This window comes from Mesorhizobium sp. L48C026A00 (assembly GCF_000502375.1).
Lineage (GTDB): Bacteria > Pseudomonadota > Alphaproteobacteria > Rhizobiales > Rhizobiaceae > Mesorhizobium > Mesorhizobium muleiense.
Genome location: NZ_AYWU01000013.1, coordinates 228,966 through 253,924, shown reverse-complemented (window position 1 = coordinate 253,924; position 24,959 = coordinate 228,966). Strand labels below are relative to the sequence as shown.

22 protein-coding genes and 4 pseudogenes are annotated in these 24,959 nt (G+C 64.1%); 14 read left to right on the top strand and 12 right to left on the bottom strand.

Annotated features, from left to right (window positions below; genetic code table 11):
* A pseudogene (locus X738_RS63645) lies at positions 1-571 on the bottom strand (helix-turn-helix domain-containing protein); the annotation flags it as partial.
* A gap of 148 nt (positions 572-719) precedes the next feature.
* Between X738_RS63645 and X738_RS0142225 the strand changes: the two are divergent.
* Complete coding sequence (locus tag X738_RS0142225; RefSeq protein ID WP_084833772.1) at positions 720-971, top strand: hypothetical protein; 252 nt, start codon at positions 720-722, stop codon at positions 969-971.
* A gap of 28 nt (positions 972-999) precedes the next feature.
* Here X738_RS0142225 and X738_RS63640 read toward each other — a convergent pair whose 3' ends face one another.
* Genes X738_RS63640 through ehuB form a run of 5 tightly spaced genes read right to left on the bottom strand, consistent with a single transcriptional unit; the run spans position 1,000 to position 4,814 of the window.
* Positions 1,000-1,731: a GntR family transcriptional regulator gene (locus X738_RS63640; RefSeq protein ID WP_023800466.1), complete on the bottom strand. Its 732-nt coding sequence runs from the start codon at positions 1,729-1,731 to the stop codon at positions 1,000-1,002.
* A complete protein-coding gene (gene ehuA, locus X738_RS63635) occupies positions 1,728-2,507 on the bottom strand; it encodes an ectoine/hydroxyectoine ABC transporter ATP-binding protein EhuA (protein WP_023800465.1) in 780 nt (259 codons plus the stop codon). The genes X738_RS63640 and ehuA overlap by 4 nt, the downstream gene beginning before the upstream one ends.
* Entirely contained in the window at positions 2,504-3,163 is a 660-nt protein-coding gene (gene ehuD / locus X738_RS63630) for an ectoine/hydroxyectoine ABC transporter permease subunit EhuD (RefSeq protein WP_023800464.1), read from the bottom strand. The genes ehuA and ehuD overlap by 4 nt, the downstream gene beginning before the upstream one ends.
* Positions 3,160-3,888, bottom strand: a complete 729-nt coding sequence (gene ehuC / locus X738_RS63625) for an ectoine/hydroxyectoine ABC transporter permease subunit EhuC (protein WP_023800463.1) — start codon at positions 3,886-3,888, stop codon at positions 3,160-3,162. The genes ehuD and ehuC overlap by 4 nt, the downstream gene beginning before the upstream one ends.
* A 56-nt stretch (positions 3,889-3,944) precedes the next feature.
* Positions 3,945-4,814 carry an ectoine/hydroxyectoine ABC transporter substrate-binding protein EhuB gene (gene ehuB, locus X738_RS63620; protein WP_023800462.1) on the bottom strand — a complete coding sequence of 290 codons (870 nt, stop codon included), beginning with the start codon at positions 4,812-4,814 and terminating at the stop codon, positions 3,945-3,947.
* Positions 4,815-5,030: 216 nt separating this feature from the next.
* On the opposite strand from ehuB, the pseudogene X738_RS82845 reads away from it, so the two are divergent.
* From X738_RS82845 to X738_RS63590, 6 genes and pseudogenes are all read left to right on the top strand, one after another.
* Positions 5,031-5,889, top strand: a pseudogene (locus X738_RS82845) (M24 family metallopeptidase).
* Between the two features lie 75 nt (positions 5,890-5,964).
* A complete protein-coding gene (locus X738_RS63610; RefSeq protein WP_023800460.1) occupies positions 5,965-7,113 on the top strand; it encodes a M24 family metallopeptidase in 1,149 nt (382 codons plus the stop codon).
* Between the two features lie 65 nt (positions 7,114-7,178).
* Positions 7,179-7,925, top strand: a pseudogene (locus X738_RS63605) (FAD-dependent oxidoreductase); the annotation flags it as partial.
* A 13-nt stretch (positions 7,926-7,938) separates the two neighbouring features.
* Complete coding sequence (locus X738_RS63600; RefSeq protein WP_023800457.1) at positions 7,939-8,235, top strand: sarcosine oxidase subunit delta; 297 nt, start codon at positions 7,939-7,941, stop codon at positions 8,233-8,235.
* A complete protein-coding gene (locus tag X738_RS63595; RefSeq protein ID WP_023800456.1) occupies positions 8,232-11,180 on the top strand; it encodes a sarcosine oxidase subunit alpha family protein in 2,949 nt (982 codons plus the stop codon). Before X738_RS63600 ends, X738_RS63595 begins: the two co-directional genes overlap by 4 nt.
* A complete protein-coding gene (locus X738_RS63590) occupies positions 11,173-11,670 on the top strand; it encodes a sarcosine oxidase subunit gamma (protein WP_023800455.1) in 498 nt (165 codons plus the stop codon). Before X738_RS63595 ends, X738_RS63590 begins: the two co-directional genes overlap by 8 nt.
* Before the next feature lie 40 nt (positions 11,671-11,710).
* On the opposite strand, the gene X738_RS63585 is transcribed toward X738_RS63590, so the two are convergent.
* Positions 11,711-12,742: a phosphotransferase family protein gene (locus X738_RS63585; protein WP_031255464.1), complete on the bottom strand. Its 1,032-nt coding sequence runs from the start codon at positions 12,740-12,742 to the stop codon at positions 11,711-11,713.
* 31 nt (positions 12,743-12,773) lie between these two features.
* The gene (locus X738_RS63580; RefSeq protein WP_023800453.1) at positions 12,774-13,985 is read right to left on the bottom strand and encodes an acyl-CoA dehydrogenase family protein; all 1,212 of its coding nucleotides are present in this window, start codon (positions 13,983-13,985) and stop codon (positions 12,774-12,776) included.
* Between X738_RS63580 and X738_RS86145 the strand changes: the two genes are divergently transcribed.
* A complete protein-coding gene (locus X738_RS86145) occupies positions 13,972-14,217 on the top strand; it encodes a hypothetical protein (RefSeq protein ID WP_198032841.1) in 246 nt (81 codons plus the stop codon). The two genes, X738_RS63580 and X738_RS86145, sit on opposite strands and share 14 nt — an antisense overlap.
* A gap of 69 nt (positions 14,218-14,286) precedes the next feature.
* Here X738_RS86145 and X738_RS63570 read toward each other — a convergent pair whose 3' ends face one another.
* The 4 genes from X738_RS63570 to X738_RS63555 all read right to left on the bottom strand — a co-directional run bounded on the left by X738_RS63570 (position 14,287) and on the right by X738_RS63555 (position 17,833).
* A complete protein-coding gene (locus X738_RS63570) occupies positions 14,287-15,249 on the bottom strand; it encodes a 3-keto-5-aminohexanoate cleavage protein (protein ID WP_023800451.1) in 963 nt (320 codons plus the stop codon).
* Positions 15,246-16,193, bottom strand: coding sequence for a 3-hydroxyacyl-CoA dehydrogenase (locus tag X738_RS63565; protein ID WP_023800450.1), 948 nt, complete (start codon positions 16,191-16,193; stop codon positions 15,246-15,248). Before X738_RS63565 ends, X738_RS63570 begins: the two co-directional genes overlap by 4 nt.
* Positions 16,194-16,204: 11 nt before the next feature.
* Positions 16,205-17,011 (bottom strand): SDR family oxidoreductase, encoded by an 807-nt coding sequence (locus tag X738_RS63560; RefSeq protein WP_023800449.1) that lies wholly within the window; start codon positions 17,009-17,011, stop codon positions 16,205-16,207.
* Positions 17,012-17,161: 150 nt separating this feature from the next.
* Entirely contained in the window at positions 17,162-17,833 is a 672-nt protein-coding gene (locus tag X738_RS63555; protein WP_023800448.1) for a GntR family transcriptional regulator, read from the bottom strand.
* 144 nt (positions 17,834-17,977) lie between these two features.
* Between X738_RS63555 and X738_RS63550 the strand changes: the two genes are divergently transcribed.
* The 6 genes and pseudogenes from X738_RS63550 to X738_RS63525 all read left to right on the top strand — a co-directional run bounded on the left by X738_RS63550 (position 17,978) and on the right by X738_RS63525 (position 24,959).
* Entirely contained in the window at positions 17,978-18,565 is a 588-nt protein-coding gene (locus X738_RS63550) for an amino acid synthesis family protein (RefSeq protein WP_023800447.1), read from the top strand.
* Positions 18,558-20,366, top strand: a complete 1,809-nt coding sequence (locus tag X738_RS63545; protein WP_023800446.1) for an alpha/beta fold hydrolase — start codon at positions 18,558-18,560, stop codon at positions 20,364-20,366. The genes X738_RS63550 and X738_RS63545 overlap by 8 nt, the downstream gene beginning before the upstream one ends.
* Entirely contained in the window at positions 20,363-21,415 is a 1,053-nt protein-coding gene (locus X738_RS63540; protein ID WP_023800445.1) for an LLM class flavin-dependent oxidoreductase, read from the top strand. Before X738_RS63545 ends, X738_RS63540 begins: the two co-directional genes overlap by 4 nt.
* The gene (locus X738_RS63535) at positions 21,412-22,887 is read left to right on the top strand and encodes an aldehyde dehydrogenase (RefSeq protein WP_023800444.1); all 1,476 of its coding nucleotides are present in this window, start codon (positions 21,412-21,414) and stop codon (positions 22,885-22,887) included. The genes X738_RS63540 and X738_RS63535 overlap by 4 nt, the downstream gene beginning before the upstream one ends.
* 55 nt (positions 22,888-22,942) lie before the next feature.
* The gene (locus X738_RS63530) at positions 22,943-23,947 is read left to right on the top strand and encodes an ABC transporter substrate-binding protein (RefSeq protein ID WP_023800443.1); all 1,005 of its coding nucleotides are present in this window, start codon (positions 22,943-22,945) and stop codon (positions 23,945-23,947) included.
* A 69-nt stretch (positions 23,948-24,016) separates the two neighbouring features.
* A pseudogene (locus X738_RS63525) lies at positions 24,017-24,959 on the top strand (ABC transporter permease).

The window sequence follows — 24,959 nt, the reverse complement described above, 5'->3', positions numbered from 1 at the left end:
CGCCTTCAACCCCGGCCGTCAGCGCTGGAATGTCCGCCTGGCCCGCCGCGTGCGCGGCCCGCCCGAGCGCAGCGCGCGCCGCCTTGGTGCGGAGGCGGCGTATCGCGATCCCCGCAATCACCAGCTCGTGGGCGGCCCTCGACGCGGGTGGGAGCGTTGTCGGGTCGAAGCCAGCCAGTCTGCCCTCCGCCTCATCGAGGCGTCCGATCAGGAGCAGGCGCCGCGCTTCGAGATTGCGCGCATGCGCGGCATTGACGTGGTCGCCGTGTTTTTCAAGCGTCGACCGCGCGGCGTCGAGTGCCTTCGCCGGCCAGCCGAGGTCGCGCGAAACGAGCGCGATCTCGGCTTCGGCGACGACGCACCTCGCGCGTGCCACCGCCTCTCTCGGACCGAAGGAGCGCGCAGCACTTTTGAGAAGAGCCTTTGCTCGGACGAGATCGCCGAGCTGCGCCATCGCGATGCCGCGCAGCGCAAGCGCAGGCGCATCCTCACGCAGGGCGACCCGCTTCAAAGCGCCAAGAGGATCACCCGTCGCAAGGGCGCGCGCCGCAGCGGTGATCAGCGAGTCCATCGGAATCCCGTCACACTTGTCACTCTCACCTTTCGATGTCCGGTCCTAATCTATCTCAGCACCAACAACCAGCGCGCCGTGTCGAAAAGGTATGACGTCTCGATGACACTCCACCCCGACCAGAAAATGCCGCCCGAAGGCAGCGGATCTGCCGATTTCCCAAGCGACGAAGTCGCCGCCCGTGGCGCGGCCCGACTGGCTATCGCTGGCGGCCGCGCCCACCTTCGCAATCATGGCGCTGCTGACGGCCGTTACCGGTGATGCCGACATGATCTGCGCGGCGCAAGATGCGTCGCCGCTGAACGAAATGGCGATGATGTACCTGCTGATGAGCGCCTTCCATTTTGCACCCTGGCTGAAGCTGGTCGCCGGCCGACGAAGCGGTGCCCACCGGTCGTGACCCGGGCGTGCGCCAGGTCAAACGTGAATTACAGAGTTCCGCCGGATAGGTTGACCTCGCCTGCATGACGCATCATGCGGCGAAAGCTCATCGAGATATGGGCTCGCCTGATGTGCCCGATCGACTCCCAGTCGCCGATCTCGGCGGCGGCAAGCACCTCTTCCATTTCGCGGCGGAACGCAGTGAACTCCTCGACCAGGCCCAACTGCGGCATCATCTTCAGGACGACGCGCGCGACCTGAAAATACAGGCGCTCGCTGATCTCGCGCAGCGGCTGGTTGCCGGTCATCGCGGTGAGCTCGTAGAAAAAATCCATGTTGAGGCGCAGGAAAGCGCGCTGGTCGGGATTGAGCACATCGGAATCGCAGCGCGCGATGAGTGCCCTTATCCGGTCGAGGTCGTCCGCCGTGCGCGGGATCGGCGAAAGCTTGCCGACGAGGAGCGCCAGCTCCAGGCGCAAGTGATAGACCTGCTGCAATTCCTCGATGTCGACGTCGGTGACGATCGTGCCGACGCCATGGACGGATTGAACCAGACCCTCGGATTCGAGGCGCGCCAGGACACGGCGAACCGGCGTGCGGCTGATCTGGAATTCCTGGGCAAGCTCTTCCTCGGAGAGATGGCTGCCGGGCGCATAGTCGAGCAGGCAGATGCGGTCGCGCAATATCCGGTAGATACGCTCGAACCGCTCCCGCGCCGAGAGCGGGCGCGGCGGTGCGGCGGTCGCGGCCAGGGGCGCGGCATCCGTCTCAAGCGTCATCCAGCCTCCAGGACAGCGTGCAGGAACTGCCGCGTCCGCTCGTTCTTGGGGGCGCCGAACAACTCGCCTGGCGGCCCCTGCTCGCAGATCTTGCCGGCATGGAAAAAGCAGACGCGATCGGAGAATTCCTTGGCAAATCCCATCTGGTGGGTGACCATCAACATGGTGAGGTCATGTTCCCTGCCGAGTTTTCGGATGACTTCAAGCACTTCGCCGACGAGTTCGGGATCGAGTGCCGAGGTCACCTCGTCGAACAGCATGATCTTGGGCCGCATGGCGCAAGCGCGGGCGATGGCGACACGCTGCTGCTGGCCGCCGGAAAGCTGCGAGGGATAGTGGTCCTTCTTCTCCGACAGGCCGACCATGTCGAGCAGCTCGGCCGCACGCGCCTCGGCATCGGCCCGCTTCATGCCGAGCACGGTTATCGGGGCCTCGATGCAGTTCTGCATCGCCGTCATGTGCGGGAACAGGTTGAACGACTGGAACACCATGCCGATCTTGGCGCGGATCTTGCGGATGTGCGCGAGATCGGCGGGAACAAGCTTGCCGTTCCTCTCCATGTGGGTGAGCGGCTCGCCTTCGACCCAGATGACGCCGTCATTGATCGTCTCCAGCGTCATCAGCATGCGCAGCACCGTGGTCTTGCCGGAGCCGGACGGCCCGATGATGGAGACCTTCTCGCCGCGTGCTATGTCCAGATTGAGCCCGTCGAGAACGGTCAGCGCGCCGTAGCGTTTCGAAACATTGTCGAAGCGGACCATCGGTTGTTCCGTCATCGCATGGTCCTCCGGTTGAGCAAGCCTTCGAGGGAGCGAATGAGCGCAGCAGAAACCAGGCTCATGGCAAGGAAGAAAAGGCCGACCAGCGTCATCGGCTCAGTGTAGCGGAAGGTTTCGGAGCCGATGATCTTGGCGGTCTGCATCAGCTCCAGCACGGCGATTGCGGAAAGCAATGGCGTCTCCTTGAACAAGGCAACCAGATAGTTGCCGAGCGCCGGAACGATCGGCGGGATCGCCTGCGGAATGATGATGTCGCGGAACGTCGTCCAGGCTGACAGATTGAGTGCGACCGAGGCTTCCCACTGGCCGCGATGGATGTTGTCGAAACCGGCGCGATAGACCTCCGAACAATAGGCAGCGTAGTGGATACCGATGGCAAGCACCCCGGCGGTGAAGGCGTCGAGCACGACACCGAATTTCGGAAAGACGAAATAGAGAAAGAATATCTGGATCAGCAAGGGGGTCGACCGGATCAGTTCGACCAGCACCGAAATCGTCCAGCCGGTCCACGGCACGGCGATGCGGACCACCGCCAGCACCAGGCCAAGCGAGGCGGCAAGCGCAAACCCGATCAGCGTCGCCTCGATGGAAACGATGGCAGCGCTGGCGAGCACCGGCAGGATTTCAAAAGCAAATGCCCAGTCCCAGATCATGCTGCCTTCCCCCGCGCCAATCCGAGCGAAGCCCGCCTTTCGAGAAGCCGCATGCCGATGGTCACGACCAGCGACATTGCCAGGTACATCAGCAGGACGAGGGTGAAGATCGGAATGGTCTTGAACGTGTTCTGGTTCATTTGCTGCGCCTTGAAGGCGAGGTCCGAGAGCGTGATCAGCGAGACCAGCGCTGTCGATTTCAAAAGCTCGATGAACAGATTGCCCCAAGGCGGGATCATGGCGACGAAAGCCTGCGGCAGGATGATCCGGCGCAGCATCTGGGGGCGGCTCATGTTCAATGCGGTAGACGCCTCCCACTGTCCGCGGGCGACGGACTGGATCGCGCCGCGCACGACTTCCGATCCGTAAGCACCAACGTTCAGGCCGAGCGCCAGGACAGCAACCAGGAATGCGTTGAGCGTGACACCGAATTGCGGCAGCACGAAAAACAGCCAAAACAATTGCACCAGCGCCGAGGTGCCGCGGAAGATCTCGACATAGACCGTGGCCAGCCATTTGAGCGGCGCCGGGCCATACATCCTTGCCAGCGCCGCCAGCACGCCCATGACGATTGCCAGCAGGCTGCCGAGGATAGCGATCTCGATCGTCAGGACCGCGCCTTGCAGCAGCCCCGGCATAAACACTTTGAAAGATTCCTGTGTTGCCAAGGCACCGATCACGACAAGCGCGACGACCAGCATGGCAACGAGCGTACGGATTCCCATGCGGATTCCCCCAGGAAAAAAGGGGCGGCGCTTTCGCGCCGCCAGCAGTTGGGAACCTATTTGCCCGCGCAAAGCTCCGCGGTGGTCTTGTTGGGCAGGTAGTCCTTGCCGAAGCCGAGCGGCTCGACCAGCGCGATGTGCTCCGGCGAACCGAGGAACGTCTTCAGCTCGGCGTTGAACGCCTCCTGCAGATCGGTATCTTCCTTGCGGAAGCCGAAGCCGCCATGGCCTTTCACCGACTTGCCGGCAACCTCGCCGAACGGCTTGGTCGATTCGACGCCGTCGGCCTTCTTGGCCATGTCGGCGATCGAAAGAGCGGTTAGTGCGGCAGCGTCGGCACGGCCCGACTGGACGGCGGCGACCAGACTGGACTGGTCGGGCAAGGCAACGATCTGCCCTGCGGCGACACCGGCGTCCTTGGCATAGCCGCCCTCGACGGCGCCGGCCATCACGGCGAGCTTGAGATCCGGGTTTTCCTTGATGCTGGAAAAGTCCTTCACGCCCTTTGGATTGCCTTTTGCCACCAGCATCGCCTGACCGATGCCGTAGGACGGCTCGGAGAAATTGATCTCGGCACAGCGCTTCGGATTGATGAACATGCCGGCGGCGATGATATCGAAGCGGCCGGCCTTGAGACCTGGGATAAGCGAGCCGAATTCGGTCAGCACGCCGTCAACCTGCGCGATCCCCATCTTGGCGAGCACCGCCTTGGCAACTTCCGGCGCTTCGCCGGTCAGCTTGCCGTCAGGCGTGGCGTAACCGAACGGCGCCTCGTTGGCAAAGCCGACGCGGATATAGCCGTCCTTCTTGGCCTGTTCGAGGGTGGTTTCCGCATAAGCGGGCAGCGCCGTGAATGATGTCGCGGCAAGCGCGAGGCAGGCGGCGGCTTTCACGACCATCCGGCGCGATATCGATGATTTGAACATGCTTTTCTCCCATTGAACAACTGACTGATATTCCCGGGCGCGGCCTTCTTCGAGGTCGACACCTACCTGTCAAGACGTATACAACTGCCCTAGACATTGTGCAAGCTAAGATATAAAAACCAAATAAATCTGGTAATAATTCGTAATCAGACCACACATTATTGCCAGTTGTGCACAATTTAAGAAAAAACCAGCGTACTGGCAGGTGGGATTTCGGTGGCGAGCGCGAGCGGTTTCGGGACTTTCACGCAAGCGGAGTATGCGCAGCGCCTGGCCGGCGTGAAGTCACGCATGGAGAAGGCCGGCTTCGACCTCATCATCTGTCAGGACCCAGCTAATATGTGCTGGCTGACCGGCTATGACGGATGGTCGTTTTATGTTCCGCAATGCGTGCTCGTCCATCTCAGGGAAGACCGGCCGATCTGGTTCGGCAGGGCGCAGGACGCCAGGAGCGCACGCCTGACCACCGGAGAACCATGTCATTGCGGAAATCTATCACGCACAGATCACGGGCGTGCCCGGAGCGGGCGGCGACTATGCCGCGATCTGTCCGCTGATGCCCGTCGGCGAGGGCACCAGCACGCCGCATCTGACCTGGTCCGACGCGCCGCTGCCGGACAGCGGCCTCGCCATACTGGAGATCGCCGGGGTGCGGCGGCGCTATCATGCGGCGCTGACGCGGACCGTACATTTCGGCAAGCCGCCGCAAGCCCTCGTCGACATGGCCAAGGCGATCGTCGAGGGCGTCGACGCCGGCCTCGAGAAGGCGCGCCCCGGCTGCACCGCCGAAGAGGTGGAAGCCGCCTGGCAGGCCGTGCTGAGGAAGAATGGGCTAAAGAAGGAGAGCCGCGTCGGCTATCCGGTCGGGCTCGCCTACCCGCCCGATTGGGGCGAACGCACCGCAAGTCTTCGTCCCGGCGACATCACCGAGATGCAGTCCGGGATGTGCTTCCATTTCATGGCCGGCGTTTGGCTCGACGATTTCGGCATCGCCATCTCGGAATCCTTCGTCGTCACAGATCGCGGCGGCGAACGCCTCTGCGACGTGGCGCGCGAACTCATCGTCATCGACTGAGCATGGGACTGGAAGCCGGTCACTGACGAAAGATCATGCCGGCAACGAAACCGGTAACCAGCACGAGGACGCCTGATGGACCGTAATCCGTTTTCCGAAGCCGAAATCGCCGGCCGCCTTGTCAGGGTCCGCACGGCGCTGGCCGAGCGCGAGCTCGACGCGGCGGTCTTTGCTTCGCCGGAGAACGTCTTCTACCTCACCGGGCTCGATCACTGGGGATATTTTGCCCCTCACCTGCTGATCGTCCCACTCGAAGGGAAACCTGTCCTGGTCACCCGCTCGATGGAAAGGGTGACGATCGAGAAACAGGTGACGGCAGCGGAATTCCGCGGCCATTCCGACAGCGAAACGGCGGCCGACCTTGCCGCGCGGGTGCTTGCGGAGCTCAGCCTGTCCGGTAAGCGGATCGGCCTCGAATACTGGACGGCCGGCCTCAGCCATGGGCTTGCCGTCGCCCTGCAGACGCAGGCCGGTGCCAGATGGAGCGATGTTTCCGGGCTGGTCGACAAGATGCGGCGGGTGAAGAGCGCCGAGGAACAGGCGCTGATGCGTCAGGCGGCACAAGTGACCGACGCCGCCGCCGGCGCCGCGATCGCCGCGATCTCGGACGGCGCCTCCGAACAGGAGGTCGCGGCCCAATGCGTGTCAGCAATGATCCGCGCCGGCGGTCATGCTCCGGGCTTCGGCCCGTTCATCCGCCCGGCCGCCCGCCTGGGCGAGGAGCACACGACCTGGGGCGACAAGATCTACCGCAAGGGCGAGCCGGTGTTCGTCGAACTGTCCGGCTGCATTTCGCGCTATCACGCGCCGCTCGGCCGGCTCGTTCGCATCGGCCATATCAGCGACGAAGACGCCGCGATGGCGGAGGTGACCGCCAGGGCGTTCGATGCCGTCGTCGAGGCACTCAGGCCCGGCGCCAGGGCGCGCGACGTCTACGCCGCCTGGCAGACCGTCGCCGACGAGGCCGGTCTTTCCCACTATCGCCGCCATCACTGCGGCTATCTGGTCGGCGCCGGCCAGCCGCCATCATGGACCGGCGGCAATTCGGTGACCGGCTTGAGGCACGATTCCGATCTCGAAATCGAGACCGGGATGAGCTTCCACATCCTGTCGTGGCTGATGGGCACCGGTCGCGGCGATGACTTCGTCTCCAACACCGTGCTTCTGACCGATGCGGGCGCCGAAGTGCTTACCCGCACGCCGGCCGGCCCGATCGTTCGATAGGCCGCAGGCATGGCGCGCTACTCGGCATTTTCGATTTTCCGCAACGCGCTGTCTGGCCAGAAGAACTGGCAGCGCGCCTGGCGGGCAGCGGAGCCAAAACCTTCCACGACGCCGTCGCCTGGGGCTATGCGCGCGCCGCCGACGGCCATGGCGTCGACATTATCCAGAACTGCGAGGTGACCGGCTTCCTCCGCGACGGCGACAGGATCGTCGGCGTCGAAACGACGAAAGGCCGGATCGGCGCCGGCAAGGTCGGCCTCGCTGTTGCCGGTCATACATCCGTGCTCGGCGCCAAGGCCGGCCTGGACCTGCCGATCGAAAGCCACGTCCTGCAGGCCTTCGTCACCGAGCCGCTGAAGCCGTTGGTAGACCACGTCGTCGCCTATGGCGCCGATCATTTCTACGTCAGCCAGTCGGACAAGGGCGGGCTGGTCTTCGGCGGCAATCTCGACGGCTACAATTCCTACGCCCAGCGCGGCAATCTGGGCGTCGTGCGCGAAGTGGCGGAGGCGGCGATTGCGCTGATGCCGTGTATTTCCCGCGTCCGCCTGCTGCGCCATTGGGGCGGCGTCATGGACATGACGCCCGATGCCAGCCCGATCATCTGCCCGACGCCGATCGAGGGGCTCTATCTCAACGGCGGCTGGTGCTATGGCGGCTTCAAGGCGACGCCGGCTTCCGGCTGGTGCTTCGCCCACACGATCGCCACCGGCAAGCCGCACCCGTTGATCGCAGCCTACGGGCTCGATCGTTTCCGCACCGGCCACACGCTCGACGAGGCCGGCGCCGGCCCCTCAGCCTGGCTGCAATAGGAGGCGCAAGACAATGCTGCGCATCGAATGCCCCTGCTGCGGTCTGCGCGACCATGACGAGTTCCGCTACGGCGGCGACGCTTCCGTCACGCGTCCGGCCCACGACGATCCAGATCCAGAGGCCTGGTACCGTTACGTTTATATCAGGGCAAATCCGGCTGGCCTGCACCGCGAATTCTGGCAGCACGTGATCGGTTGCCGCCAATGGCTGGTGGTCGAACGCGACACGCGCAACCACGCCATCGCATCCGTCGATCTCGCCAGGCAATTGTCGGCCAGGAAACCACCCGCCAGGAAATCACCGGCATGAGTTCGAACCACAAGCGGCTGTCGATGGGTGGCCGTATCGACCGCGAGCGGCCGGTCGAGTTTACCTTCGACGGCCGGAGCCTGATCGGATATCGCGGCGACACGCTTGCCTCCGCCCTGCTCGCCAACGGCGTCACGCTGGTCGGGCGCAGCTTCAAATATCATCGTCCACGCGGCATTTTATCCGCCGGGGCCGAGGAGCCGAATGCGCTGGTCACGCTCGCAACCGCAGGCAGGCGCGAACCGAACCTGCCGGCGACGACGCTGGAACTCGCTGACGGCCTAATCGCTGAAAGCCTGAACCGCTGGCCATCGCTTGCCTTTGACGTGCAAAGCGTCAACGGCCTGCTGGCGCCGTTCCTTTCGGCCGGCTTCTACTACAAGACCTTCATGGGTCCGACGCGCCGCGCCTGGATGTTCTACGAGCACTTTATCCGCAAGGCGGCCGGGCTCGGTAGAGCCGGCACCGACCCTGATCCCGGCCGCTACGATATCAGTCATGCCTTTGCCGATGTCGCAATCGTCGGCGGCGGCCCAGCGGGATTGTCGGCGGCGCGCGCTGCCGCAGCGGCCGGCGTGCGGGTGGCGCTGATCGAGCAGGATTTCCTGCTCGGCGGCCAGCTTCTGGCGGAGCCGTCCGACAGCGCAGCGGACGCATGGTTGAGACAGGCCGAGGCCGAGCTGGAGAGCTCCGAACCCGTCACTCTGATGAAGCGGACAACCGCTTTCGGCATCTATGACGGCAATGTCATCGGACTGATCGGGCAACGCGACCCAAGCAATCCGCAGCTGGCCGGCGAAGTGCTGCAGACATTGACCATGCTTCGCGCCCGCTCGATCGTTTTCGCCACCGGCGCCATCGAGCGACCAATGGTATTCTCGAACAACGACCGACCCGGCGTGATGCTTGCGTCGGCCGCCCGGACCTACCTCAACCGTTTCGCCGTCCTGCCCGGCAAGAAAATAGTCGTCGCCACCAGCAATGACGGCGCTTGGCGCACCGCCTTCGACTATGCCGCAGGCGGCGCAGAGGTGACGGTTGCCGATCTGCGTGCAGCGCCGCCCGCCGCACTTGCCGCAGAAGCCGCACGGCTCGGCGTGGTGGTGCGGGCCGCAACACGCATCGTCGACCTTAACGGCGGCCATGCCGTCAGGCGTGCAACGCTCAACGGACCGGACGGCCAGTCCGAGGCCGCCTGCGACCTGGTCTGCGTGTCCGGCGGCTGGTCGCCGACCGTGCATCTCACCTCGCACCTTGGCGTCAAACCTCAATATCGAGACGACATTGGCGGCTTCGTGCCGGGCGCGTTTCCGGCAGACCGGTTCGGCGCCGGCTCGATGATGGGAACTTATTCGACCGCCAGTGCCATCGAGGACGGTCATCGCGCCGGCACCGCGGCAGCATGCGGCAAGTCGGCGCCGGTGCCTGCTCCGTCGAAACTCGATCTCGGCGAGACCGCCGCGGCCCCGCTTCGCGAGGCCCTGGCCGCTGGACGTGGAAAGGCCTTCGTCGATTTCCAGATGGACGTGACGACCGGGGATATCGAGCTCGCCCATCGCGAGGGCTATCAATCGGTCGAGCACCTGAAGCGCTACACCACGCTTGGCATGGGCACCGACCAGGGCAAGACCAGCAATTTTTCGGCGCTTGCCGCGATGGCGGCCCTGCGCAACACAACCATCCCCGAGACCGGCGCCACGACCTTTCGACCGCCCTATACGCCGGTCGCCATCGGTGCGCTTGCCGGGCGCGCCATCGGCCATCATTTCAAGCCGATCCGCCGCACGCCGATGCACGACTGGCACATGGCGAACGGCGCCGAGATGCTGGAGGTCGGGCTCTGGATGCGGCCCTATTTCTACAGGCAATCCGGGCTCGACGTGAACGAAGCGTATGTCGCCGAAATGCGGAGTGTGCGCCAGACCGCTGGCCTGATGGACATCTCCACTCTCGGCAAGATCGACGTCCAGGGCCCGGATGCCGCGATTTTCCTCGATCGCATCTACGCCAACGGCTTTGCCAAACTGCCGGTTGGCCGTGCGCGCTACGGCGTCATGCTGCGCGACGACGGCATCGTCTTCGACGACGGCACCACGACGCGGCTGGCCGAGAACCGGTTCTTCATGACCACCTCGACCGCCAAGGCCGCCGACGTGCTGTCGCGGCTTGAATTCCTGCTCGATATGGCCTGGCCGGATTTGCGCGTAGCCGTGACCTCGGTGAGCGATGAATGGGCGGCGATGTCGGTTGCGGGACCGAAAAGCCGTGCAATTCTTGCTGCGGCATTTCCCGCTCTCGATGTTTCCGACGCGGCACTTGCGCATATGGGATTGCTCGAAAGCGAATGGCAGGGCCGTGCGCTCCGCATCCTGCGTCTCAGTTATTCCGGCGAGCGCGCCTACGAAATCTATGTTGGCGCAACTGCCGGTGAACAGCTTTGGAGCCGCCTGCTCGAAGCTGGCAGGCCGCTCGACTTGAAACCTTACGGCGTCGAGGCGCTCGGCGCGCTGCGCGTCGAAAAGGGCCATGTCGCCGGACCTGAAATCGATGGGCGCACGACGCTCGACGATCTTGGCCTCGGCCGCATGGCGGGCAAGCGTACCGGCTTCGTCGGCGACGTGCTGCGACGGCGCCCCGCCTTCCAGGCGCCCGACCGCCAGCGCCTGGTCGGACTGGAATGCATCGAAGAGGGGAAACGCCTTCGCGGTGGTGCCATCCTGTTCCTGCCGGGCGAGATGCCTTACGGCCACGGGCGCGGCCGCGTGACCTCCGTCACCTTCAGCCCTGAACGCGGCCACTATGTCGGGCTGGCCTTGCTTGCCGGCGATGTCGGCAGCGAAGGAAGCGAGGTCGTGGCCGTCTATCCGATGAAAGCCGAAACGGTCCGTGCCCGCGTCGTCTCGCCGATATTCCTCGATCCGCAGGGGGAGCGACTGCATGGCTAGCCCGGATTTCAGCCTGTCCGTGGTCGATTGCCCACTCATCCAGATCGAGGGCTGGGACGGCACGCTGGCGCAATTCGAATCGAACCTTTCGGCATCACTCGGCACGAAACTTCCTGCCTCGGTCGGAGAGACGGTCCGTCACAAAGGTTTTCTCGTCATCCGCGTGGCGCCTCGCCGCTTGTGGCTGGCTCTCGACGACGGCGCGCAAGCATCTCCGCTTGCCGTCGACCCGGATCTCGGCTGTTCGGTTTCTCTCGGCGAGGGTCGCGTGCGTTTCAGAATGGCCGGGGCGGACATCGCAGGAGTGCTCTCCAGATGCATCGCCGTCGACTGGTGCGCGCCGGCGGCCGCCCCGGGCCGCGCCGTGCTGACATCCTTGCACCATGTGCCCGTGCTGTTCCTGCGCACCGGCGAGACCGCGTGCGAACTCATCGTGCCGCGAAGTTTTTCGCAAAGCCTCTCGGACTGGGTTGCCGGACCGGATTGCTGACGCCGCTGGTAGGGAAAGGACCAGGGCGCGAGCGCTCGTCTCAGGCGGCGCTCCACGGTCTTGCCCCTTGGATGATCTCTTGAGCACGTTCGGCAAAGCGACCGGCGAGCGGCGACTTGCTGGCGGCATCGGCCGACGCCGCGCTGCCTGCCCGCGCCCGGTCGGCGATGCCGACGAAGATCACAGCGAAACGGAACAGTGAAAAAACCAGGTGGAAGCGTTGCAGGGGCGCAGTGGGCACGGCATGCGTGAAATAATGGTCGAGGAATTCGCGCTGGCTGGGGATGCCGAGGGCGGCATGATCGAGGCCGAGGATGCCGCCATATTCGTCCGGGGTCGAATGCCAGGTCATCGAGCAAAAGCCGAGATCGGCGAGCGGATGGCCGACCGTCGACAGCTCCCAATCGAGAATGCCGATCACCTCCGGCTTGCCGGGATGGAACAGCAGATTTCCGAGGCGGAAGTCGCCATGGGCGATCGACACGCGTCCATCATCCGTGGGCAGATGCTGCGGCAACCAGTCGGCGACCGCTTCGAGTGCCGGAATTCTGTCACTCGGCGATTCCCTGAGCTGCCGGGTCCAGCGGCCAATCTGGCGCTCGAAATAGTCGCCGGGCCGGCCGTAGTCGCCGAGACCGACCGCGTCGGGACGGACAGCATGCAGTTTGGCCATCGCTTCGGCCATGCCGAAATAGATGGCGCGTCGCTCCGCGGGTGAAAGGCCCGGCAGCGAACAGTCGTGGAAGACGCGACCATCCAGCCGCTCCATCAGGTAGAACGGCGTGCCGAGCGGCTCGGCGCCGGCGTTATAGAGCACCGGCCGCGGCACCGGCACGTTGGTCGCTCCGAGCGCTTCAAGCACGCGGAACTCGCGGTCGACGGCATGCGCCCCGCGCAGGATCGGCCCGGCCGGTTTCTTGCGCAGCACCATGCGATGCGCACCATAGTCGACGAAGTAGGTGGGGTTGGACTGCCCGCCGCCGATCCGCTCGAGCGTCATTGCGGCATCGCCGAAGCGGTTCGCGAGAAAGCCCTTCAATGCAGCAGGATCGAAATCCGCATTCAACGGCATCTTTTCCTCCTGAGATGCCACCCCGCGTCCGCTATGCCTCGCCTTCGAAGGTCCAGCGCCAGAAGCCCCTCTCCTCGTCGTTGAGGAAACGGTTCAGCACCATCTTGTGGACCTCATCGGCGCCGTCGACCAACCGCGCCTGGCGCGCATAGCGGTAGATCCATTCCAGCACCGTGTCCTTCGAATAGCCTCGCGCGCCATTGATCTGGATCGCCACATCGGCCGCGTCATGCAGCACATTGGCGACCTGGACCTTGGCCATCGATACTTCCTTGCGGGCAAAGCCGCCGCGGTCCAGCTCCCACGCAGCCTTCATCACCAGGATGCGGCCGATCTCGATGCGCATGGCGAGTTCGCCGAGCTTCAGCTGGACGCTTTCGCGGTCGGCGAGGCGCTGGCCGAAACCATAGCGCACGGCAGCGTAGGCGCGCGCGATCTCGACGCAACGCTTGGACAATCCAAGCCAGCGCATGCAGTGGGTAAGCCGCGCTGGGCCGAGCCGCACCTGCGTCACCTTCATGCCCCTGCCCTCACCAACCAGCATGTCCTCGACAGGGATTTCGAGCCCATCGAATTCGAGCTCGCAATGCCCGCCATGCTCCTCCGGGCCCATGATCTCGATGCGGCGCATGATGCGCCAGCCCGGCTGGTCCTTGTGGAACATCAGAGCCGACAGACCATGGCGCGGATCGTCCGAGGTTCGCGCGATCAGAATGAAATGGCTGGCCTCCTCGGCGCCGGTGATGAACCATTTGCGGCCGGTCACCACATATTTGTCGCCGCGCCGTTCAGCACGCGTCATGATCATCGAAGGGTCCGAGCCGCCGCCGGGATGCGGTTCGGTCATGGCAAAGGCCGAGCGCACCTTGCCCTCGATGATCGGCTGCAGCCATTTTTCCTTCTGCGCCGGCGTGCCGAGCGCCTCGAGCACCATCATGTTGCCATCATCGGGCGCTGCCGAATTGAACACCACGGGTCCGAAGATCGACCGGTTCATCTCCTCGTAGCAAACCGCAATATCCATCTTGCCGAGACCGGCGCCGCCGGTTTCGGGCTTGAGCTGCAGGCACCACAGGCCCGCCATACGCGCCTTGGCGCGAAGCGTCTCCAGCAGCGGCAAGGCGATATTTCCATGTGCGTCATAGGACGTCTTGTCGGCCTCGAGCGGCAGGATCTCACGCTCGACGAAGTCGGCAATGCGGACGCGGTAATCTTCGGTGCGGGCGGGAATGTCGAAATTCATGGACAAACTCCCAGCGATGAAACGAGGTGGCCACCATCGATGGACGAGGTCGCCGAAAAGCATCGGGTCCATATCTGAAATCGAGCGCGCGCTCGTTTTCCTTATTCGCCTCTATCCTCTTTTGCAGCTGCCGTCATCCGGCGAAGCGTGGTTCCGCCACGCCCTTGATGCCAAGGCCGGTTATCGCGAACAGGCTGCCGCGCAGGACGCCATCGCCGGGGAGGCGCGGTAACGACCACCACGACTTCGATCTTCATGCCGTCCTCCTCTGTTGGCACCGTGCGGCGATAGGCGAGCCGCCTCAGAACGCGACCTTGTCGCCGCCCTTCAGTGACAGGATCTCGCGCGCCTCGTCGGGCGTCGCCACTTCCATGCCGAGCCCCTCGATGATCTTGCGGGCAAGCACCACCTGCTCGGTGTTCGATTTGGCAAGCTTGCCCTTGCCGGCCCACAGACTGTCTTCGAGCCCGACGCGGATGTTGCCGCCAAGGGCTGCCGACTGCGCGGCGATGCGCAACTGGCTGGCGCCGGCACCGAGCACCGACCAGCGGAACTGGTCGCCGAACAGCCGGTCGGCGGTGCGCTTCATATGGGCGACATCTTCGGGATGGGTGCCGATGCCGCCAAGCAGACCGAACACCGACTGCACGAAGAACGGCGGCTTGACCAGCCCGCGATCGGCGAAGTGCGAGAGATTGTAAAGATGGGCGATGTCGTAGCACTCGAACTCGAAGCGCGTGCCGTTGTCGTAGCAGGTCGCAAGGATGTATTCGATGTCCTTGAACGAGTTGCGGAAGACCAGGTCACGCGTCGCTTCCAGATGCGGCTTTTCCCAGTCGAACTTGAAAGTTTCGTATTTGTCGACGAGGTGATAGAGCCCGAAATTGATCGAGCCCATGTTGAGCGAGGCGACCTCTGGCTTGAACTCGGCGGCCGGGCGCACGCGTTCCTCGACCTTCATGTAGGGACTGCCGCCGGTGGTGATGTTGATGGCGGCATTGGTGGCCTGCTTGATGCGCGGCAGGAAGCGGCCGAAGGCCGCCGGCGTCTGGTCGGGCTTGCCGGTCTCGGGGTCGCGGGCATGCAGGTGCAGGATCGCCGCACCTGCCTCCGCCGCCGCGATCGCCTCGGACGCGATCTGGTCCGGCGTGATCGGCAGATAGGGCGACATGGTCGGTGTATGGATCGCCCCTGTCACCGCACAGGTGATGATAATTTTGCCCCTGGTCTGCGTAGCACCGGGCTTGCGGCTTGTTTCCGTCATCTTCCAAACTCCTGATCCGATTTTTTCTTGTGCGCGGCCAGCGCCATCAGCCGGCGGTCGCGCCAAACCTGCCGTTCGCCGAGTTCTTCCCGCGGCAGCCGCTTGCGGCGGTCGTCCTCCACCGTCTCGATGACTTCGCCGGCCCAGTCGACGCGGCGCAGCATCTGCGGAAAAATGTTGGCATAGATCGATTGATAGCGCTCGATATAGTCGCGTACACCGCCCGGCGCATTAAGGTCGATCGTTTCGAACGGACCCATGAACGACCACCGCAGCGCCAGCCCGTCGCGAATGCCGATATCGACATCCTCGACGCTGGCATAGCCGTCGGCGACAAGTCGAAAAGCCTCCTCCAGCAGCGCGCCCTGCAGGCGGTTCATGATGAAGCCGTCGAGCTCGTGCTTCATCACCAGCGGCGCGTGGCCCGCCTCGACGAGGAAGGCGCGGGTCCTTTCGACCGTTTCGGAAGACGTCCATGGCGCCGGCACGACTTCCGCGGCCGGGATGAGGTAGGGCGGATTGATCGGATGCACGACCAGGCAGCGGTGCCGCCCTTGCAGATGGTCGGTGAATTTCGACGGCAGCAACGCTGAGGTGGAACTGGCGATCACCGCTTGCGGACCGGCCATTGCATCGATCTGCGAGAACACCTCGCGCTTCACGTCGAGGTTTTCGGGCGTGTTCTCCTGGATATGGACCGCATCGGCCAGCGCTTCTTCGAGTTCCGCAACGACGGCAATGCGACCAAGCACGACGTCGATTGCCTGCCCCCGCAGCAGATCATTCGCAGCGAGGTCGCCGAGCACGCCGGCGATGTAATCGTGCGCACCTTCGGTCGCGGCCGGCGACTGGTCCCACATCCGCACATCGTGGCCGGCGCGGGCAAAACTGATCGCCCAGGCCCGCCCGATGAACCCGCTGCCGACAATCGCTACTTTCATCATGGTCGGGCTCCTCAAAGGGTTTCGACATTACCGTCGACGCCGAGCGACTGGCCGGAGATGTTGATCGCCGCATCGGACAACAGGAAAGCGACCATCGCGGCGACGTCATAGGGGCTGGTCATGCGGCGCAGCGAGATGTTGTGGAGATAGCGCTCCGTCATCTCCTCGTTCGACATACCGAGCTGTCTGGCCCGGTCGGCGATAACCTTGTCGATGCGTGGTCCCTCGATGATGCCGGGCAGGATGGCGTTGACCCTTATGCCGTGCGGCCCGAGTTCCTTGGCAAGGCTTTGCGTGAAACCGATGACGCCGAACTTGGCCGCCGAATAGGGGGTGCGGAAAGCGTAGCCATGGCGGCCGGCGGCGGACGACATCGAGACGATCGAGCCGCCGCCCGCCGCCTTGATCAGCGGCACGGCACGCCTGGCGCAGAGGAACTGGCCGGTCAGGCAGATGTCGATGCAGCGCCGCCACTCCGCCGGATCGATTTCGTCGACGCCGCCGGTCGGCCCGGCGATGCCGGCATTGTTGATCAGCGCGTCGAGGCCGCCGAGCTTTTCCTTCACCGTCTCGAACAGCCGGTTGACGTCGTCGTCGCGCGAGACATCGGCCTTGACCGCGGCGACCAGGGCGATCCTGTCCGGAGCGGCGGCCAGCGCCTCGTCGGAGACGTCGCAAACGACGATGCGCGCGCCGAGCCGCGACAGCGTTTCTGCAATGGCCAGGCCGATGCCGCCGGCGCCCGCCGTCACCAGCACGCGCTGCCCCTTCAGCCCGGTCAGAAAATCATCCGCCGATGTCGGCGCCCCTTTGCTCATCGTGTATCCCTTCTCATTGCAGCCGCCGTTCGCGCAGCGCCATGACAGCGCCCAGAACGACCAAGCCGTACAATATTGCCCCTGAAATTGTGACGAAAGCACTGCCCTCTGCGAAGGCGACGGACGATTCCGCAATGTGAAATTTCTGCTTCAGCCGTTGCGAAGGGTCTGTTGCGCAATTCGCCAGGCCTGCTCCACATGCCGCCGGGCCGCGGCTTCGGCGGCATCGCCGTTGCGCGACTTGATCGCGTTCATAATGTCGGTCATTTCGGCAATTGCGGCATCGCGGCGATTCTCCGAAGCGATGGTCATGGAACGCAGCTGGTTGATGCGGACGTTCAGACCCTGGACGATCTCCCAGGCGATGCGCTTGTCGGCGGCATCGAAAAGCACCTCGTAGAATTTTGTGGTCGCCCGCATCACCTCGATCGGATTGGCTGATGCCCACGCCTTGAGCAGCACATCGAACGCGCGCTCAAGCGCGGCGATCTGGCCCTCAGTCGCCGTCAGCGCGCAGGCGCGCGCCGCGATGCCCTCCATCAGAGCGCGCAGTTCATAAATCTCGTCGGTGCGGCTGAGATCCGGCCTGGCCACCGCGGGTCCATGGCCAGGTATCATCTGGACGAGGCCCTCGGTCTCCAACTGCCGCAGGACCTCGCGCACCACCGAGCGACTGACGCCGAGCTGGTCGCAAAGCGGCCGCTCGACCAACCGTTCGCCAGGCTGGAAGTGAAACCCCATGATCGCGTCGCGCATGCGCTCCAGCGCCAGCGTTCTCAGCGTCTTGGCGGATCGTTCGATCCTCAGTGTGTCGTCGGCCAATTCATATACTCCAGCATCCGCAAGAAACAGATTCGACGATCCGTTGACAAGGGATTTGGTCTTCAATAGTATGGTATACCATAAGACAGCTAGGCAAAAGCGGAACTTTTCCGGATGCCTCAGCCGACCGACACCGAGGATTCGATGAAGCCGGCCATTCGAAAGATCGTCACCCATGTCGAGAACACGCTGATCGAAGGCGGCAAGGCGGCCCCCCGGCCGCTGCGCCTGATCGGCGTGGCGGCGGTGCTCGACAACCCCTGGGCCGGGCGCGGTTTCACGGAGGACCTTTCGCCCGAGATCCGCGCCTATGCGCCGGTTCTGGGGGAGATGCTGACCCATGAAATCCTCGCAGTTGCCGGATCCGGCGAAGCGATCGAAGGCTACGGCAAGGCCGCAATCTGCGGCACATCAGGCGAGATCGAGCATGCCTCGGCGCTCATCCACACGCTGCATTTCGGCAACCACTATCGGCGTGCCGTCGGCGCCAAGACCTATCTTGCCTTCACCAACCTGCGCGGCGGGCCGAACACGCCGATCATGATCCCGCTCATGGACAAGAACGATGAAGGCCGACGTTCGCACTACCTGACGGTGCACTTCCAGATCGGCGACGCGCCGGCGCCGGACGAGTTGGTGGTGGCGCTTGGCGCCTCGATCGGCGGACGACCGCATCATCGCATCGGCGACCGCTACCAGGATCTCAAGGAGGTCGGCGACCTGCATGGCTGAGCTGACGGACCGTGGCTGGCGTCGCGGAACGGCGCCTGACGGCACCGGTTTCATCCGTGCCGGATTCGGCGCGCCGGTCCTTCTCATCCACGGTGTCGGCATGAACGCGGCGATCTGGGCACCCCAGATCGAGCTGATGAAAAACAGATGGGATGTGATCGCAATCGACATCCTGGGACACGGCCAGTCGCCTTTGCCGCCCGAGGACGCCAGCCTCGCCGATTATGCCGGACAGGCAATTCGGCTTCTCGATCACCTTGGCCTGGATGCCGTCTCGATCGTTGGCCATTCAATGGGGGCGCTGGTCGGGCAGGAAATCGCTCTCAATGCACCCGAACGGGTTCGTAGCCTCGTCTCGCTCAATGCGGTTTTTCGCCGCCCGGCGGAGCTTGCGCAGGCAGTGCGCGAGCGCGCCGCCGAACTGAATGGCGCGGAAAACCCGTCGGGGACGGACGCAACGATCGCGCGCTGGTTCGGCAACCCGGTACCCGACAGCCTGGCCGAGGCGGCAAGGATGACGCGCGTGGCACTGCAAAGCGTCAGCTCCGAGGGCTATGCGCGCACCTATCGACTTTTCGCCCATGCCGATGCGGCGCATGGCGATCGTCTTTCCGGTCTCGCAATGCCGGCCCTGTTCATGACCGGCTCGCAGGACAGGAATTCCTCGCCTGCGATGTCGGCGGCGATGGCACGCCTCGCGCCGCGCGGTCGCTGCGTCGTTCTGGAGGGCGAACGACATATGATGGCCGTAGCCTCGCCTGACGTGGTCACACGGCGCATTGTCGATTTTCTCGAGAGCAACGACGGCGCAAGCACATCGGCGCGACCGGCAATGGACACAGCCTTCGACGCGGGCGAATTCAGGCGGGCGCTCGGTTCCTTCCTGACCGGCGTTACAATCGTCACCGCGATCGGGCCGGAAGGAGAGCCTCGAGGCTTCACCGCCAATTCGTTTACATCCGTTTCGCTCGATCCGCCGCTTGTGCTGGTCTGCATCGCCAAGAAAGCGCTGGGTCATCCGGTGTTTTCGACCTCGAAATGCTTTGCTGTCAACGTGCTCTCGGAGGAACAGCGAGCCGCGTCCGGCGTCTTCGCTTCGAAATCGCAGGACAAGTTCTCGGCTGTCGAGTGGCGCTTCGGCCCGACCGGCAGCCCGCTGCTCGCTGGATCGGTGGCGACGTTCGACTGTGACATGGAGCAATTGGTCGACGCCGGCGACCATTCGATCCTCATCGGCCGCGTTCGCGAATTCTCCCACAATGCATCGCAGCCCCTCGGCTATTGCCGTGGCGCCTACGTCTCGCCCGGCCTCAGCCAGGAAGCACTGGCGGCCGCGCCGCCCGACATGGAGGTCGGCGCCATCCTCGAAGATGAAGGCCGCGTGCTGTTCCTCGAAACCGCCGACGGCTTGTTCGAACTGCCGGCGGGCCGAGGGCTCGGGGCACCCGGCGACACGCGAAGCCTTAGGGGACGCCTCGCTGCGAAAGCCATCGAGGCTCATCTCGGATTCCTGTTTGCGGTCTGGGACGACGCCGCAAGCCCATCGCGAACGCACGTCTACTACCGCGGCACGGTAGCCGCGCCCCACTCCAGCGATCGCCAGGTCCGGCTCGTCGACATCGACAGGATTGCCGGACTGAACATCGCCGACGCTGCCGTGCGCTCGATGCTCGCCCGCTATGTTCGCGAATGTCGGGAGGATGCGTTTGGAGTCTATGTCGGCAACGAGGTCGAAGGTGAAATCCGTCCGCTCGCCAAGCCGGTAGCAATCACCACTTCCAGTCCGGGTCAACAGATATGAAGTTCTCGCTCTTCGTCCATATGGAACGCTCGGACCCGGCAAAGCCGCATGCCAACCTCATCGATGAGCTTGAGGAACTGGTCGTGATGGCCGAGGCGGCAGGCTTCGAGACGGCCTGGATCGGCGAACACCACGGCATGGAGTTCACCATCTCGCCAAACCCGTTCATCAACATCGCCTATCTCGGCGCCAGGACGAAGCGCATCCGGCTCGGCACAGGAACCGTCATCGCGCCGTTCTGGCATCCGATCAAGCTCGCCGGCGAGGCAGCCATGACCGATGTCGTCACCGGCGGCCGGCTCGACATCGGCATCGCCCGCGGCGCCTACAGCTACGAGTACAAACGCCTGTTCCCTGGGCTCGACGCCTGGGGCGCGGGCCAGCGCATGCGCGAGATCATCCCGGCCATCAAGGGCCTCTGGGAAGGCGATTTCGAGATGTCCGGCGAATTCTGGTCGTTTCCCTCGACCACCTCGTCGCCCAAGCCGGTGCAAAAGCCGCACCCGCCGATCTGGGTGGCGGCGCGCGATCCGAACTCGCACGACTTCGCCGTCTCCAACGGCTGCAAGGTCCAGGTGACGCCGCTCGCCTCCGGCGACGACGAAGTAACCAGCCTGATGGAGCGCTTCAACGCGGCGTGCGCGGCGCATCCCGACATGGCCCGCCCCGAGATCATGCTGCTGATGCACACATTCGTTGCCGAAGACGCCGCCGATGCGGAGCAACTGACGAGGGACCTGTCGCTGTTCTACTGCCAGTTCGGCGCGTGGTTCCAGAACAAGAAGCCGGTTCGCCAAGGCATATTGGAAGCGCTCTCCGACGACGAGATCGCAGCCATGCCGCAATATGCGCCGGACAAAATCCGACAGAACCTGGTCATCGGCGAAGCCGAAGAGGTGATCACCCGGCTTAAGGCATATGAGGCCCTCGGCTATGACCAGTACTCGATCTGGATCGACAGCGGTCTGCCGCACGAGCGCAAGAAGAAGTCGCTGCAGCTGTTCGTCGACAAGGTGATGCCGGCCTTCGGGCATGGGAGGCCGCAATGACCCTTGTGGCCTTCAGCAACTTCATAGATGGGGCGTTCGATACGCCGACAGCCACCTTCGAAAGCATCGATCCATCAACCGGAGCGCCCTGGGCGACGATGCCCGCCGCAACCGAGGCCGATGTCGACCGCGCCGTCGAGGCGGCGCACCGGACGCTGCACTCGGCCGCGTGGGCCTCGCTGACGGCGACGGCGCGCGGCAAGCTGCTGGTGCGCCTCGGCGACCTGGTCGTCGCCAATGCCGGCCGCCTGGCCGAACTGGAAACGCGCGACACCGGCAAGATCATCCGCGAGACCCGCGCCCAGATCGCCTATGTCGGCGACTATTATCGCTACTATGGCGGGCTTGCCGACAAGCATGAAGGCTCGCATGTGCCGATCGACAAGGCCGATATGGACGTCACCATCCGGCGCGAGCCAATCGGCGTCGTCGCTGCCGTCGTGCCGTGGAATTCACAGCTCTTCCTTTCGGCCGTCAAGCTCGGCCCGGCGCTGGCCGCCGGCTGCACGGTCGTCCTGAAAGCCTCGGAGGATGGTCCAGCGCCGCTGCTGGCCTTCGCCGAACTCGTTCATGAGGCCGGATTTCCCGCCGGAAGCGTCAACATACTGACCGGGTTCGGACACGATTGCGGCCGGCGCCTGACAAGTCATCCGCTGGTTTCACGCGTCGCCTTCACCGGCGGACCTTCGACCGCTCGCGCTATCGTCCGCAACACGGCGGAAAATCTCGCCTATACGACGCTGGAGCTGGGCGGGAAAAGTCCAGTTGTCGTTTTCGCCGACGCCGACTTGGACAGCGCGGCCAACGCGGTGGTGGCCGGGATTTTCGCAGCGTCTGGACAAAGCTGCGTCGCCGGCTCCCGGCTGCTTGTCGAGCGTTCGATAAAGGCCGAGTTCCTGGACAGGCTGAAGCACAAGGCCGAGGCCATCAAAATTGGTGATCCGCAGGATCCAGCCACCGAAATGGGACCGCTGGCAACGCCACGTCAGCGGGAATGGATCGAGAAGATCGTTGCCGAGAGCCTCGCCAATGGCGGGACGTTGGTCACCGGCGGAAAAAGGCCCGACAATCATCCGCACGGCTTCTACTACGCACCGACCATCATCGATGCCGAGGATTCAGCGCTGCCCTGCGTGCGCGAGGAATTGTTCGGTCCGGTGCTCAGCGTTCTCATCTTCGACACGGAAGCCGAAGCCCTGGCGCTTGCCAACGATACGCCGTTCGGCCTCGCTTCGGGCGTGTTCACCACCAATCTCGCCAAGGCGCACCGCATGGCGCGCGACATCCATGCCGGCATCGTCTGGGTCAACACATACCGCGCCGTTTCGCCGCTCGTGCCGTTCGGCGGCTATGGTCAGTCGGGGTTCGGCCGCGAGGGCGGGCTCGACGCCATCCGCGACTACACGCGCCCGAAATCCGTCTGGATACGGATATCCGACGAGCCGATCCCGGACCCGTTCGTCATGCGATGAGGCAATCGCGCAATTCATAAAAACAAGAACCAGACAACCAACAGAGGAGAATGACATGAAACTGATTTTGACCGGCATTTTGGCCGCACTCCTGGCAGCCACCGCCGCACACGCCGATGAAATGGTGTTCACCAGCTGGGGCGGAACCACCCAGGAGGCGCAGACCAAATCCTGGGCTGCTCCGTTCGAAGCCAGTTCCGGCATCAAGGTCCTGCAGGACGGCCCGACCGACTACGGCAAGCTGAAGGCCATGGTGGAAGGCGGCAGCGTCGCCTGGGATGTCGTCGATGTCGAGATGGATTTCGCCATCAAGGCGGCCAAGGACGGCCTGCTCGAGCCGATCGATTTCAACGTCGTGCCGAAAGCCGATCTCGATCCTCGCTTCACCACCGAGCATGCGGTCGGCAGCTTCTACTACTCCTTCGTTCTTGCCTGGAACAAAGGGGCGGTGTCGGCCGAGCCAACCGGCTGGGCCGACATGTTCGACCTGACGAAATTTCCCGGCAAACGCACTTTCTACAAATGGTCGGCGCCGGGCGTCATCGAGATTGCGCTGTTGGCCGACGGCGTGCCGGCAGACAAGCTCTATCCGCTCGACCTCGACCGGGCGTTCAAGAAACTCGACACGATCAAATCGGAAATCGTCTGGTGGGACAGCGGCGCGCAGTCGCAGCAGCTGATCGCCTCCGGTGAGGCAGCCTTCGGGCAGCTCTGGAACGGACGGGTCTTCGCCCTCGAGCAGGACGGCGCCGATGTCGGCGTATCCTGGAACCAGAACATGACCGCCGCCGACGTGCTCGTCATTCCCAAGGGTTCGAAGAACAAGGCGAGCGCCATGAAATTCCTGGCCGCTGCGACAAGCCCGAAAAGCCAGGCCATGTTTGCTGAAGCAAGCGGCTACGCACCCATCAACACGGCAGCCAAGGCCGAAATGCCGGCCGATGTCGTCAAGTCGCTGCCGGACGCCTATGTCGACGGGCAGATCAACCTCGACATGAACTACTGGGCTGAAAACCGCGATAAGATCGCCGAGCGCTGGTACGCCTGGCAGGCCAAATAGCCGCCGACCTCACCCATGAACCGGCGGGGCGTCGCTAGGCGTCCCGCCTGAGCTGCCGGGATTATCGCCATGTCGGGCAATTTGCTTCATCGACAGCCAATCCTCCGAAGGCCCGACGGTATCGGCGGCGCCTTGCCGGCGCTGACCCTCATCACCCTGTTCTTCGTGGTGCCGGTTGTTGCGCTGCTGTTGCGCAGCTTGACCGAACCCGTGCCGGGCCTGCAGAACTACGCCACCCTGTTTGGCGACGGCACCTATGCGCGGGTCTTCTTCAACACCTTTCTGGTCGCCACCGTCGTCACCGCCGTAACCGTGATCGTGGCGTTTCCAGTCGCCTGGATGCTGGCGATCATGCCGCCTGCCCTCGGCTCGATCGTCTTCGNCCGCCGTAACCGTGATCGTGGCGTTTCCAGTCGCCTGGATGCTGGCGATCATGCCGCCTGCCCTCGGCTCGATCGTCTTCGGCATCATCATCCTGTCGATGTGGACCAATCTGCTCACCCGCACCTATGCCTGGATGGTGCTGCTCCAACGCACCGGCGTCATCAATCGGACGCTGATGGATATCGGCCTGATCAGCGAGCCGCTGCCGCTGATCAACAACCTGACCGGCGTCACCATCGGCATGGTCTACATCATGCTGCCCTTCATGATACTGCCACTGGTCGGAACGCTGCGCGCCATCGATCCGATGACGCTGCGCGCCGCCGCTCTGTGCGGTGCGAGCCCCTTCGACGCCTTCCGCCGCATTCTGCTGCCCTTATCGCTTCCCGGAATCGCTGCAGGCGGCCTGATGGTTTTCGTCATGTCGCTCGGCTATTTCGTGACACCGACGCTGCTCGGCGGCACCTCCAACATGATGCTCGCCGCAATGATTGCCCAGATGATCCAGTCCTTGCTCAACTGGGGGCTCGGAAGCGCGGCGGCTTTCATCCTACTTTTGGTGACCATGGCGCTCTACGCGCTGCAGCTGCGCCTCGTCGGCGCCAAGCGCATGACAGGAGGCATCTGA

Coding starts and splice junctions, on each gene's coding strand:
- X738_RS63530 (WP_023800443.1), top strand. CDS start 22,943: ATGAAACTGATTTTGACCGGCATTTTGGCCGCACTCCTGGCAGCCACC.
- X738_RS63610 (WP_023800460.1), top strand. CDS start 5,965: ATGGACCGTAATCCGTTTTCCGAAGCCGAAATCGCCGGCCGCCTTGTC.
- X738_RS86145 (WP_198032841.1), top strand. CDS start 13,972: ATGTCGAAATTCATGGACAAACTCCCAGCGATGAAACGAGGTGGCCAC.
- X738_RS63540 (WP_023800445.1), top strand. CDS start 20,363: ATGAAGTTCTCGCTCTTCGTCCATATGGAACGCTCGGACCCGGCAAAG.
- X738_RS63535 (WP_023800444.1), top strand. CDS start 21,412: ATGACCCTTGTGGCCTTCAGCAACTTCATAGATGGGGCGTTCGATACG.
- X738_RS63580 (WP_023800453.1), bottom strand. CDS start 13,985: ATGAATTTCGACATTCCCGCCCGCACCGAAGATTACCGCGTCCGCATT.
- X738_RS63590 (WP_023800455.1), top strand. CDS start 11,173: ATGGCTAGCCCGGATTTCAGCCTGTCCGTGGTCGATTGCCCACTCATC.
- X738_RS63550 (WP_023800447.1), top strand. CDS start 17,978: ATGAAGCCGGCCATTCGAAAGATCGTCACCCATGTCGAGAACACGCTG.
- X738_RS63570 (WP_023800451.1), bottom strand. CDS start 15,249: ATGACGGAAACAAGCCGCAAGCCCGGTGCTACGCAGACCAGGGGCAAA.
- ehuA (WP_023800465.1), bottom strand. CDS start 2,507: ATGACGGAACAACCGATGGTCCGCTTCGACAATGTTTCGAAACGCTAC.
- X738_RS63595 (WP_023800456.1), top strand. CDS start 8,232: ATGAGTTCGAACCACAAGCGGCTGTCGATGGGTGGCCGTATCGACCGC.
- X738_RS63560 (WP_023800449.1), bottom strand. CDS start 17,011: ATGAGCAAAGGGGCGCCGACATCGGCGGATGATTTTCTGACCGGGCTG.
- X738_RS63600 (WP_023800457.1), top strand. CDS start 7,939: ATGCTGCGCATCGAATGCCCCTGCTGCGGTCTGCGCGACCATGACGAG.
- X738_RS63585 (WP_031255464.1), bottom strand. CDS start 12,742: ATGCCGTTGAATGCGGATTTCGATCCTGCTGCATTGAAGGGCTTTCTC.
- X738_RS63640 (WP_023800466.1), bottom strand. CDS start 1,731: ATGACGCTTGAGACGGATGCCGCGCCCCTGGCCGCGACCGCCGCACCG.
- ehuC (WP_023800463.1), bottom strand. CDS start 3,888: ATGGGAATCCGTACGCTCGTTGCCATGCTGGTCGTCGCGCTTGTCGTG.
- ehuD (WP_023800464.1), bottom strand. CDS start 3,163: ATGATCTGGGACTGGGCATTTGCTTTTGAAATCCTGCCGGTGCTCGCC.
- X738_RS63545 (WP_023800446.1), top strand. CDS start 18,558: ATGGCTGAGCTGACGGACCGTGGCTGGCGTCGCGGAACGGCGCCTGAC.
- X738_RS63565 (WP_023800450.1), bottom strand. CDS start 16,193: ATGATGAAAGTAGCGATTGTCGGCAGCGGGTTCATCGGGCGGGCCTGG.
- ehuB (WP_023800462.1), bottom strand. CDS start 4,814: ATGTTCAAATCATCGATATCGCGCCGGATGGTCGTGAAAGCCGCCGCC.